At 39.3% G+C, this 11,470-nt stretch carries 11 protein-coding genes; 9 read left to right on the forward strand and 2 right to left on the reverse strand.

The features are described from left to right. The first annotated feature begins 202 nt into the window (after positions 1–202). Together A4S05_RS16520 and A4S05_RS16525 are read left to right on the forward strand one after the other, a co-directional pair. A complete protein-coding gene (locus A4S05_RS16520) occupies positions 203–1,057 on the forward strand; it encodes a DUF72 domain-containing protein (RefSeq protein WP_069070889.1) in 855 nt (284 codons plus the stop codon). A 44-nt stretch (positions 1,058–1,101) separates the two neighbouring features. After that, on the forward strand, positions 1,102–1,542 hold the full coding sequence (locus A4S05_RS16525; protein WP_069070890.1) for a hypothetical protein: 441 nt from the start codon (positions 1,102–1,104) through the stop codon (positions 1,540–1,542). 154 nt (positions 1,543–1,696) lie between these two features. Here the strand turns inward: A4S05_RS16525 and A4S05_RS16530 are convergent, their stop codons facing one another. Beyond that, positions 1,697–2,044: a 2Fe-2S iron-sulfur cluster-binding protein gene (locus tag A4S05_RS16530; protein ID WP_069070891.1), complete on the reverse strand. Its 348-nt coding sequence runs from the start codon at positions 2,042–2,044 to the stop codon at positions 1,697–1,699. Between the two features lie 13 nt (positions 2,045–2,057). Next, on the reverse strand, positions 2,058–4,217 hold the full coding sequence (locus tag A4S05_RS16535; protein ID WP_069070892.1) for a Tex family protein: 2,160 nt from the start codon (positions 4,215–4,217) through the stop codon (positions 2,058–2,060). Between the two features lie 559 nt (positions 4,218–4,776). Between A4S05_RS16535 and A4S05_RS16545 the strand changes: the two genes are divergently transcribed. From A4S05_RS16545 to A4S05_RS16575, 7 genes are all read left to right on the forward strand, one after another. Continuing rightward, complete coding sequence (locus tag A4S05_RS16545; protein WP_069070894.1) at positions 4,777–4,995, forward strand: hypothetical protein; 219 nt, start codon at positions 4,777–4,779, stop codon at positions 4,993–4,995. Between the two features lie 892 nt (positions 4,996–5,887). Then, entirely contained in the window at positions 5,888–6,181 is a 294-nt protein-coding gene (locus tag A4S05_RS16550; protein WP_069070895.1) for a hypothetical protein, read from the forward strand. Between the two features lie 208 nt (positions 6,182–6,389). Beyond that, entirely contained in the window at positions 6,390–6,773 is a 384-nt protein-coding gene (locus tag A4S05_RS16555) for an EamA family transporter (RefSeq protein WP_069070896.1), read from the forward strand. A 36-nt stretch (positions 6,774–6,809) separates the two neighbouring features. Next, on the forward strand, positions 6,810–7,166 hold the full coding sequence (locus A4S05_RS16560; RefSeq protein ID WP_069070897.1) for an EamA family transporter: 357 nt from the start codon (positions 6,810–6,812) through the stop codon (positions 7,164–7,166). Positions 7,167–7,260: 94 nt separating this feature from the next. Next, positions 7,261–8,565 (forward strand): NAD(P)/FAD-dependent oxidoreductase, encoded by a 1,305-nt coding sequence (locus A4S05_RS16565; protein WP_069070898.1) that lies wholly within the window; start codon positions 7,261–7,263, stop codon positions 8,563–8,565. A gap of 39 nt (positions 8,566–8,604) precedes the next feature. Further along, complete coding sequence (locus A4S05_RS16570) at positions 8,605–9,429, forward strand: glycosyltransferase family 2 protein (RefSeq protein ID WP_069070899.1); 825 nt, start codon at positions 8,605–8,607, stop codon at positions 9,427–9,429. 400 nt (positions 9,430–9,829) lie between these two features. Further along, positions 9,830–11,302, forward strand: coding sequence for a TldD/PmbA family protein (locus tag A4S05_RS16575; RefSeq protein WP_069070900.1), 1,473 nt, complete (start codon positions 9,830–9,832; stop codon positions 11,300–11,302). The last annotated feature ends 168 nt before the right edge of the window (positions 11,303–11,470 follow it).

Here is an 11,470-nt window from a genome sequence, read left to right on the forward strand (position 1 = left end):
GAAGCAGTGGGAGTAAGTGCCGCCTCCCTCCTTAACTAGTACAACACGGCGGAAATAAACCAATCATTCTAAATCAACGAAACCCTTATGCTGTATTAATTTTTAATTTTTAATTTTTAATTCCGCCTTGCGGTACTAGCTTGATCTGATCTCTACAACCTGCCTGTAAAATTGAATAGATACATCAAGGCTTTTAGGCGCTGTGAACTTTTTTATCGGTTGTGCTGTTTGGGCATATAAAGGTTGGGTAGGCGAACTTTATCCCCAAGGAACTCGTACTGCCGATTTTCTCCATCTCTACAGTCGTCGTTTCACGACTGTAGAAGGTAACACCACCTTTTATGCCGTGCCTAACGAAGAAACTGTAACCCGTTGGGCTGCCGAAACACCAGCAGGTTTTAAATTTTGCCTGAAATTACCGCGAGATATTACTCATCAAGGGTTGCTACAACCTTATATTCCAGCCGCTTTAAAATTTCTGGAGGGGATGCGGCCTTTAGGTAAGCATCTTGGCCCAATGTTTGCCCAGTTACCACCCAGTTATGCACCTGTATTGCTTGACGATTTGACCAACTTTTTGGAAGCTTGGCCGCATACAGAAGCACCCCTAGCGGTGGAAGTTCGGCATTCCGACTGGTTCAGGGAACCCCATGCTAGTAATTTGACGGCGCTTTTAGAAAACCTCGGTGTGGGACGGGTACTGTTAGACTCGCGCCCCATTTACACCGGAGATGATGACCCCCAGCTGCTATCGGAACGGCGTAAACCCAAATTACCGTTGCAATTGAGCGTGACAGCGCCTTTTACGCTGATTCGGTTTATTTCTCATCCAAATTTATCAGTGAATCAGCCGTTTATGGAAGAGTGGGTAAAGCAGATTCAGCAATGGTTGCAGATGGGAGTGCGAATTTATTTCTTTGTTCATTGTCCAATAGAAGCGCGATCGCCCAACATAGCGCGTCACTTCCAACAGCTATTGGAACAAAGTGATACACCAGTTCCACCTCTACCTTGGAATAACCTAGAGCATCCCCCCAATCAACTCAGTTTATGGTGATTTAAGCGAAGTTTTTAATAGTAGTTCTATCAAAGGAGGTTGAAATGAGTCGTCTTCTTTATGAAAGTTCGGTCTCGTACAAAGGATATCTCATCATTCCATTTGTTTTTGGCAAGGCGGATAATTACGAGATTTATTCATATAAGTTGCTATCGGAAATTGGGCATAAAAGCCAGTTTCATAAAGCGGAAAATCCAGCAGGAATTTATGGAAGTGGTGTTAGTAATATTGTTGATATTGCTAAAGAACATATTGAACACAATTCCGAGTTTGTTCCCCAATCGGATAATTTCAAGTCTCGCTACATTTACAAAAACAATTTGATTATCATCTTCCAAGAAAGAGACAAATATTTTTATGACCATTATCCACCAGAATTATTGAATAATATTGCAGCTCCAAAATTATTTAAGTCAGAATATGAATGTTTGAGTTGGATTAAGCAAGGGTTTGATGGGCGACATGTGCAGCAAAGAGCTATTTGAATACCCCCTTAATCCCCCCGATGTATTGGGGGGAAACCGGAAAATAATCTAGTTCCCTCCCCTTTACAAGGGGAGGGTTAGGGTGGGGTAAAAATATTTGATACATCAATCATGACTTTTCAAACAACCTCTTAGGAGTTATATCAAGTTCGGATCAACACTTATCACTTTTTCCAGATTCAGGCTTATAGTAAAGGGCTGATTTATATAAGACTTGTTCTTGATGGGTTTCTAAAGTGCAATGAGATAAAGGGTAAGTTACACAAGTAACAACATAACCAGCCTGTATTTCACTTGGACGAAGAAATTTTTGCTCGTTTTGATCAACTTCACCGCTAATAAGTTTGGCGACACAGGCAGAACATTCGCCTTGTTTACACCCAGACGGTAGGCGGATACCAGCTTCTTCTGCTATATCCAAAATATATTGATCGTCTGGTACTTGAATGCTGCGATCTAACCCAAGTGTAGGATTGATGAATCGAACTTGATAAACTACCATCTGCTGTTTCTAATTATTGTTTAACTGCTTTCATCGACAGACTAATTCGCTTAAGTTTCTCGTCGATTTCTAACACCTGCACTTTGACTACTTGTCCAACTTTGACAACTTTGTTGGGATCATCTACAAATCTATCAGCAAGTTGGGATATGTGTACCAAACCATCTTGATGTACGCCGATATCAACGAAAGCACCGAAGTTTGCGACGTTTGTCACGATTCCTTCTAGTTCCATTCCCGTTTTTAAGTCTCTAATTTCTTTAATTCCTTCTTTGAAGGTGGCATACTTAAACTCAGCACGAGGATCTCTACCGGGTTTTTCCAGTTCACTGAGGATATCGCGCAGTGTGGGTTCGCCGACGCTATCGGTAACATATTTCTTCAGGTTGGTCTTTTTGAGTTTTTCGGCGATTTGTGTTACCTGATTTAATGGCACATTTAGATCAGATGCGATCGCTTCTACTACAGAATAACTTTCTGGATGCACTGCTGTATTATCTAATGGGTTGTCACCGCCGCGAATCCGCAGAAAACCTGCTGCTTGTTCAAAGGCCTTTGGCCCCAGCTTCGGAACTTTCAAAAGTTGGCGGCGATTTTTAAAGGCTCCATACTGGTTGCGATAGGCGACAATGTTATTGGCAACACTTGCCGTAATCCCAGAGACGGAAGTTAGAAGTTCTTTGGAGGCGGTGTTTAAGTCTACGCCGACGTAATTCACGCAGCTTTCTACGGTGTCATCTAACTTCTTTTTCAACAACTTTTGATCGACATCGTGCTGATATTGTCCCACACCAATGGATTTGGGATCGATTTTCACCAGTTCCGCCAAGGGGTCTTGCAAACGGCGGCCGATACTAATAGCACCGCGCACGGTAATATCTAAATCGGGAAACTCTTCTAACGCTACTTTACTTGCAGAATATATAGATGCGCCAGATTCATTCACCATCACCTTAACTGGTTTGCGTTCTATGGTTTGTAATACTTGCGTCACAAATTCCTCTGTCTCACGAGATGCTGTACCATTACCGATGGCGATTAACTCAATCTTGTACTTTTCAATCAGATTTTTGACAGCTTGTGCTGCTTTGAGGCGTTGTTCAGCCGCTTGGTGAGGAAATACTGCTTGATATTCCAAAAATTTTCCAGTTTGGTCGAGGACTGCAACTTTACACCCAGTTCTAAATCCAGGGTCTATGGCCAGTGTTGGTTTCATCCCTGCTGGTGCAGATAGCAGCAACTCCCGCAGATTAGTTTCAAATGTCTTGATTGATTCTATATCTGCATAGACTTTAATCTCAGAAATCACCTCTCCCATTAGAGATACTTTCATCAAACGGTTAAATGCATCCTTCAACATCGCTTGATAAAAATCCCGAATTGTCCGTACTTTGGTTTTAATTTCTTTTGACTCAAGATAGTAAAGTACCGTATCTTCATCGAAAGCAATTTCAAAGCTTAATACTTTTTCGGTTTCACCCCGACACAAGGCCAGCATATTGTGGGGTGCAATATTTTTTACCTTAATTTGATAGTTACGGTACATCTCAAATTTGGTTGTACCTTCGGGATAATCATCTTTGATGCGGGAGACAAATACCCCTTCGTCTAAAAGATAATCGCGGATATATGCGCGTAACTCAGCTTTTTCAGCTACTTCTTCCGCCAAAATGTCAGCAGCACCTTTAAGCGCCTCTTCTGCTGTTTTTACTCCCTTGGTTTCAGAAATATACTTAGCCGCTTCTTCTTCCAAGGAAGCAGTTGCAGCATTTTTGACATTTAGCGACTTGATGAATTCCGCCAGTGGTTCGAGTCCTTTTTCTCTGGCGATGGTGGCGCGGGTGCGTCGCTTTGGTCGATAAGGTAAGTATAAATCCTCAAGTTCGGTTTTTTGTAAGCAGGATGAGATTTTGGCTTTAAGTTCATCTGTAAGTTTACCTTGGTCAGCGATCGCACTTAAAATTACAGATTTTCGTTCTTCAAGTTCTGTTAAATAAGTATATCGATCAGCCAGTTCACGTAGTTGCACTTCATTCATCTCATCGGTGCGCTCTTTGCGATAACGTGCAATAAAGGGAATCGTTGCACCCTCCGCCAAAAGTTCCAGCGCGTTTTGCACCTGATGGGGTTTGAGGTTTATTTCAGTTGCCAGTAGTTGAGGAATGTTCAGCATTAGGTGTCTAAAATGAAAAAATGAAAATGTTACTTCTAAAGGTAATATGCTAGAACCTTATCTTGGCGCAAGACCAAATTTTTCAGCCAATTTACCAGATGATTACTCACAAGAGGGGAATTGGCGAAATAGAAAAAAACCACCTACGCAAGTTTTCAACCCTTTCAATCCCTATAGATGAATAAGCATTTGTATAGGATAGTGCAACGAAACTGAGTCAAGAGAATGATACAAGGAGTTTCACCGAAGGCATTGTGTAATCTCTACAAACTAAGCAAGCTACGCCCAGTCTTTCTTAACTTACTACTTAAAGCAAGCTTGGCGCACCATCAACCACAGAAGAAGAAGTTTTTCGCCCAGCTTTTGGGTACTTCATCTATCGCAATAATTATTCCCATTGGCATAATATACAACGTTGCATAGTCTTTATTTTCTATAATATTTATTTCAAACGACTGTTGTGGCTCAAACCTGATTGGATGTAAGATCAACCACAATTACAAAAACAATTTCAATTTGTTTTATAAGCACAACAACTTTTAGTCCAGAGGTTAGTAAAATGCCTTTGTCTTTCTTGATACCATTGTGTACTGCTTTAGCCACTGGCTACTTGTTCAAAAAAAGTACTGATGAAATTGCATATCTTTCAGGTGTATTTGCTGCTATTAGCTTGATTTTAAGTTTGGTATTAGCGCCTTGGCAGATTCAGTTTGGATTGTTAATCATTGTCTTCATTATTACCAACAGAATTTTGCAGGATAATGAGTCCAAACAATAGGAAAACAAATTACATAAACTGAATAATCACAACCACAACGATTCATACCCTTGATTGCCATCTATAATTTTTCTTGTAATTTAGTGTAACTCTGTGCTACGTCTTGCCAAGGGTTGCACCGTTGTTCGAGTTTAAATTTTGCTTTCGGAAACTCTTAGCTTGGGACTTATCGAGTTTGATCCTAAGTCCCTAACTCTGCAAGTCTTAGTATCCAGAAGTGCTTCATAAATGTACAAATCCTCAAAATAAAAATTCACATAAAGTTTTGATTCTATGAAGTTTTTGTTTAAGTATATTTTCGGTAAATGAAGTTTTGATGAAGTATGACGATAAATTTGCAACACGCTTTTCTCGTGGTATTCTAGTAGGTGATTATATGTAACAATAAACTTGGAGAAAAAACTTAGTTAAAATTACCAAGAGAAATCAAGCAAACCTAATACTCGATAATCTAAAATTATATCAAATACAATGCAATCAAGGTCAACTCCGAGTTGATTAGCCAACCCTAGTTTGCATTAGCTGTTAGTGTTGTCAAAAGCTCTATTTGGATATTCAGTAAAAGTCCACAGAAACCTGTAAAGCGCATTACCGTAGAATGATTTGTCGAGTCTACAATTTACGCAGCCAAGCAGACTTCTGTTACTTATTGGGTTCCCATGTCCAAAAAGAGCATATATACACACTCGATTTGAGAAAAATTGTTATGAATCGGCTTAGTTCCCATTCGAGGTTATAGATACATCTGTGAGCCAGAATAAGTTCTATGGTATGTCAGTAAATTAATAAACTTTCCTGAAACCAATTAAGAACATTTATCAATCCAGTTAAGTTAATGGCTTGAGAAGTTCAGTAGTTTCTTCAACAAGATATCTACAGCAGGATACAACTAATGACAGTTAATAAATGGATTAATCAAAAATTCTGGCAATCCATTTTTATTTGTTTAGCTCCATTTGTTGCACATATAAGTCGAATCCAAGTTGAGCATAAGCAATGTCTACGACGGGCTACGCCTAAGCACACTGCTAAACTTTGTTCAGAGGTCATTTATGGCAAAGCCTTCAACCTTCACTACATCTGTATCTTTTATAACCTAGATATTGCGATCGCACTAAAACTAGTTTTGAAGCGTAACTGGCGCTCTATTGCGAATCATACAAATACCATCATGGAAGCCGCATAGTATTTAGTTGTTAACTCTAGGACATGAGCTTCAACGTTTATTTTGATATCAGCCCTTTCAACATAGCTTCCTAACTTTGTTGTCTATTTACTGAAGTAGAGGTTGAACTGCACAGAAGGTGTGACCAAAATCCAAAACAAAACGTTTAAAGAAACGGGCTGTTTACTGTCTGGTTCATACCTACTATATCGACTGAGGCAAATGTACTATGAAATCTATCTCGCAAATTTCCAGCTTTAAAATAATTCCTTATACTATCTTGTTTATCAGCATTTTATTTAGTATTTCTGGACAATTGCTGATGAAGCATACCATGAGTCATCCAAACGAGGGACTATTAACTTGGGAATTTCTGCAAAAATTAGCATTAGCTATTACTGTTTATTGCTTGGGAGTAGTAAATTGGATATTGGCTCTGCGAACTGTAAAATTAAGTATTGCTTATCCACTGACTAGTTTAAATTATGTCGGTATACTTTTCGGCTCATACTACTTTTTTAATGAAGAGATTACACTAACTCGGATAGCGGGAGTCATCACGATTTTTGTGGGTGTTCTCTTAGTTGTGATTCCACTTAAAAAGTCTATATAAATTTTCTCTAGTAAATTCCATAAAAAGTATTGACAAATGAACATCATTACTTGGCTGCTTTTAATGTTTGTAGTTTTATTGGGAACAACAGCTAACCTTTCACTAAAATATGGACTTTACATTTCTAGCCCTACTAAGGGAGAAAGCACATCTATCCGAAATCTGTTATTTTCTCGTTATTTTTTGATTTGGTTTGTCTGCTATATATTCATGACTGTCTTGTGGCTTTATGTATTGCGGATAATCCCTCTGAGTCAAGCGTTTCCAGTTCTAGGATTAATGTATGCACTTATACCAATTGCTTCTCACTATCTTCTAAAAGAGCAGGTGATATTTAGCCAGTGGGTAGGAATTTCTATTATTATCACTGGTGTGGTTCTTGTTGTTAACTAATAGTTAAAAATGCCATAAGTTGGGTTATTAATATTAAAAATGAAAAGTTTATGAGAGATAAATATCAAAAACATTTCTACAAAAATCTAAATTTATGAATATAGGCATTATTGGCGGGGGTATAACTGGGTTAGTATTAGCCCAACGTCTTTCACATCAAGGACATACTGTCACTGTATTTGATAGCAACAAGCAGCTTGGTGGACTTACAACCTATCATGATTATGGGTTATTTACCTGGGATCGTTTTTATCACGTTATCTTACCTTCTGATACTCATTTAATAAATTTTCTCAGAGATATTGGTCTTGGAGATAAACTGCGTTGGCATCGGAGTTTAACAGGTTTCTACGACAATAAAAAATTCTATTCTATAAGTAACGCTATAGAGTTTTTGCGCTTTCCTTTATTTGGACTGATAGGAAAAATCAGATTAGCTTTTACCCTTTTATATGGTTCACGCCTGAATAACTGGCGACGCTTAGAGAAGATTTTAGTTGAAGATTGGCTATTAAAACTCGGTGGTAAAAGCACATACGAAAAGCTCTGGAAACCCTTGCTTTTATCCAAACTAGGAGAAAATTATAAGCGAATATCAGCAGTTTTTATCTGGGCTTACATCAAACGACTATTTTCAGCGCGAGATTCTTCATTAAATAAAGAACAACTTGGTTATGTCTCAGGCGGTTACAAAACTGTTTTTGACCATATAGAAAAATTAATTTATGCGGCTGGAGGTCATATCCACACAGGTGTCGCAGTGGAATATATTGCACCTAATCCAGGAGGTGGAATGTGGGTAGAATATCAGGGCAAAAAGGAGCATTTTGATAAAGTCATTTTTACTGGCCCAGTTAATATACTGCAACAGGTTGCTGCTAATGAGTTGGTGAAAGTTTCAAAGACTGGTGAAACAGTAGAATACCTGGGCGTAGTCTGTATGGTACTGATTACTCGCAAGGCTCTAGTGCCTTATTACGTAGTAAACATTGCCGATAAAAATATTCCTTTTACCGGAGTCATCGGTATGAGCAATTTAGTTTCTTTGCAAGAAACAGCAGGATATCACATGACATTCCTGCCAAAATATATACTTTCCACTGACCCGTTATTAAAACAGCCAGATGATGAATTGCGCCAAGTATTCTTCCAGGGTATACGCTTGATGTTCCCTGAACTCAAAGCAGATGACATTGTAGCGGCACACATTAATCGAGCTATTAAAGTTCAGCCACTACAAGTTTTAAATTATTCAAGCCTTGTTCCACAAGTGAGTACAGGAAACGATGATTTTTTCGTCGTTAACACCTCACAGTTGGTTAATGATAGCGTCAATAACAACGCAGTTGTGCGACAAGTTGATGAATTTCTCAAGAAATCAACATTACTGAATTCTTGAAATTTGAAAATGATATTTTGAAAATTACACGAGGTACTTATGAGTCTTTTTGTTCTTTTACCCGCATATAACGAGCAAGCATCAATTCGTCCCTTGTTCAAAAGATTTCAGACATTACAGGAAATCTCTAAGATGGAGATAAAACTGATTCTTGTTGATGATGGTAGTAGTGATGCAACTGCCGAGACAGCTTTAGAAGAAGCTGAATCACTGGGCATATTACTGAAATTAGTCCAACATCCCAAAAATGCTGGTTTAGGTCAAGCAATTAAAACAGGTTTCATGACTTTCTTAGAAATCTCTAAAGAAGGTGATTTTTTAGCTGCGATGGATTGCGACAACACTCAACCACCAGAACTCTTAATCAAGATGTATGACACTATGATAGCTGGTAGCTATGATATTGCGATCGCATCTAGATATCGAAAAGGTTCTAAAGTCATAGGTTTATCAAAATTTAGAGAGATAATGAGTTACGGAGCCAGCTGGCTTTTTAGAATTGCCGCCCGTGTACCCGGCGTAAGAGACTATACTTGTGGTTACAGACTGTATAACCGTAATTTCGTCAGTAAACTAGATATGTATTATGGGGAAAATCTATTTACTGAAAGTGGATTTGCTTGCATGATAGATTTACTGCTGAAAGCTAAAGTCCTCAAACCTAAAATTGCAGAAATCCCAATGGTTTTGAGATATGACCAAAAGCCAACTGCTAGCAAAATGAAAATTATCAAAACTATTACTCGAACCTTAAAACTCCTGTTTAAAAATCTAACATCGACAGCGCCAACTTCAAATTTAGGTCAGACTTTCAGTGACCAAGGAACAGCAAGAGTTCCATTGAAAATGGGAAATCGTAAATAAATCTTAGAGTGATACTCTAGATTAAATTAAGCTAAACAGCAAAAAAATTGCATATTTAATATGAGTTATTCGTCAAGAAGTTTCTATCTTCTGCTACAGGTGGGGTTTATCCCATTCCACTCTTAGCTCATGACTTCCTTTGTGATAACTAAGTTTTTACACCGACACCCTCAAGTTTCAAAATCTCAGCCCGCCTTTGCGGGCTTTGTTTATCAAAACAGAATTCTTCTTCAAATAGTCCCAAACTTCTAGTCTGCGGGTGAGTTTTCCAAAGCGTTGCTGAATTGGAGGGAAATCCACACGCCTTTCTGCCAACTCTGGCTTTCACTCATTTGTTAGACTAAACACACCAGAATTTTTCAGTCAAATCTCTGAATTACGCCAGCAGACGAGGCTATCCATGCTTACAAGTACGCTACTTCTCTCGAATCAACTTCCCACACTCCAATATTCTTCCACACCAGAGCGTTTCGATGAAACCTGGGAAGCCCCTCTGGCTACTCTCCTGGGACTAGGACGCGCCGCTGGTGCTGACTTCATCGAATTATTTTTAGAGCGTCGCAACTATATTAGTTGTCTTGCAGAAGATGACTCCATCACGAGTATTTCACCCAGTCTCTCTACAGGCGCGGGAGTTAGAGTATTTCGCGGTAAAGCTGATTGCTACGTCAGCACCAATGACCTTTCTTTTTCCGGTTTGAAAGCAGCCTTAGAAAAAGGTCTTTCTATCTTAGGATTGCAACTACCTACTGCGAAAGCTTTCATCCCAGAAATCAACCTAGAATTACTCAGAGATTACGCCACCAAAAGAGGCAAAGATGCATGGCTACCAGTGTGTAGCTCCATCCGCGAAATGGGAGAAATCCTTCTTGATGGTACTGCCCACCTGAAGCAAAAAGCTAGCCATGTCCAATCGCGCCGTGCTACCTATTTCCGGGATTGGCAAGAAGTTTTAATCGCCGCTAGTGATGGGACTTTTGCTCGTGATATTCGCCTCACACAATCAGTAGGATTTAACCTATTGTGTGCTGATGGTGCTAATCGTAGCTCAATTGGCGATCGCGCAGGTAATACTAGCGATGCCAACTTCCTGAGAACTTGGGATTCTCAACAAGCCGCCGAGAAAATAGTAGAATCGGCTGGAAAAATGCTCTACGCAGATTACGTGGAATCAGGGACTTACCCGATTATTATGGCCAATCACTTTGGCGGGGTAATCTTCCACGAAGCTTGCGGACACTTGCTAGAAACCACTCAAATTGAACGCAATACCACTCCCTTTGCTGACAAAAAAGGCGAAAAAATTGCCCATGAAAGTTTGACAGCTTGGGATGAAGGGCGCTCTGAAAATGCCTTCGGAACAATTGATATGGATGACGAAGGTATGCCTGCTCAAAGAACCTTATTAATTGAAAAAGGTGTTCTGAAAAACTTCTTGGCAGATAGAACAGGTTCCTCACGCACCGGACACCCCAGAACTGGAAGTGGACGCCGCCAAAATTATACCTATGCAGCTGCTAGCCGGATGCGTAATACTTATATTGATTCTGGCGAATATAGCAATGATGAATTATTTGCCTCTGTTGATAAAGGTATTTACTGTAAAAAAATGGGTGGTGGTAGCGTTGGTGCTACAGGCCAATTTAACTTTAGTGTTGATGAAGCTTATTTGATTGAAAATGGCAAAATCACCAAACCACTAAAGGGAGCAATTCTAATCGGTGAAGCGAAGGAAATTATGAATAAAATTTCCATGTGTTCCCAAGATTTGGAAATTGCACCAGGTTTTTGTGGTTCCGTCAGTGGCAGTATTTACACCACAGTCGGACAACCCCACATCAAGGTTGATTCTATTACCGTCGGTGGAAGATAAGAATTTTAGATTTTAGATTTTGGATTTTGGATTACAATATTCAAAATCCAAAATACTCAAGTTCACTGATTGCTCCGTAGCTTCAATCTAAAATCTTAAATTATTTGAGTGTTGCTTCAGTCAGAACTCTACGAGAGAAATACAAGCAATAACATCAAAAATCCCAAA

The sequence above is a fragment of the Nostoc sp. KVJ20 genome (assembly GCF_001712795.1).
Lineage (GTDB): Bacteria > Cyanobacteriota > Cyanobacteriia > Cyanobacteriales > Nostocaceae > Nostoc.

What these genes read in the sequence shown, in the direction of transcription:
- A4S05_RS16525 (WP_069070890.1), top strand. Translation starts at nt 1,102, where the DNA reads ATGAGTCGTCTTCTTTATGAAAGTTCGGTCTCGTACAAAGGATATCTC.
- A4S05_RS16530 (WP_069070891.1), bottom strand. Translation starts at nt 2,044, where the DNA reads ATGGTAGTTTATCAAGTTCGATTCATCAATCCTACACTTGGGTTAGAT.
- A4S05_RS16535 (WP_069070892.1), bottom strand. Translation starts at nt 4,217, where the DNA reads ATGCTGAACATTCCTCAACTACTGGCAACTGAAATAAACCTCAAACCC.
- A4S05_RS16545 (WP_069070894.1), top strand. Translation starts at nt 4,777, where the DNA reads ATGCCTTTGTCTTTCTTGATACCATTGTGTACTGCTTTAGCCACTGGC.
- A4S05_RS16550 (WP_069070895.1), top strand. Translation starts at nt 5,888, where the DNA reads ATGACAGTTAATAAATGGATTAATCAAAAATTCTGGCAATCCATTTTT.
- A4S05_RS16555 (WP_069070896.1), top strand. Translation starts at nt 6,390, where the DNA reads ATGAAATCTATCTCGCAAATTTCCAGCTTTAAAATAATTCCTTATACT.
- A4S05_RS16560 (WP_069070897.1), top strand. Translation starts at nt 6,810, where the DNA reads ATGAACATCATTACTTGGCTGCTTTTAATGTTTGTAGTTTTATTGGGA.
- A4S05_RS16565 (WP_069070898.1), top strand. Translation starts at nt 7,261, where the DNA reads ATGAATATAGGCATTATTGGCGGGGGTATAACTGGGTTAGTATTAGCC.
- A4S05_RS16570 (WP_069070899.1), top strand. Translation starts at nt 8,605, where the DNA reads ATGAGTCTTTTTGTTCTTTTACCCGCATATAACGAGCAAGCATCAATT.
- A4S05_RS16575 (WP_069070900.1), top strand. Translation starts at nt 9,830, where the DNA reads ATGCTTACAAGTACGCTACTTCTCTCGAATCAACTTCCCACACTCCAA.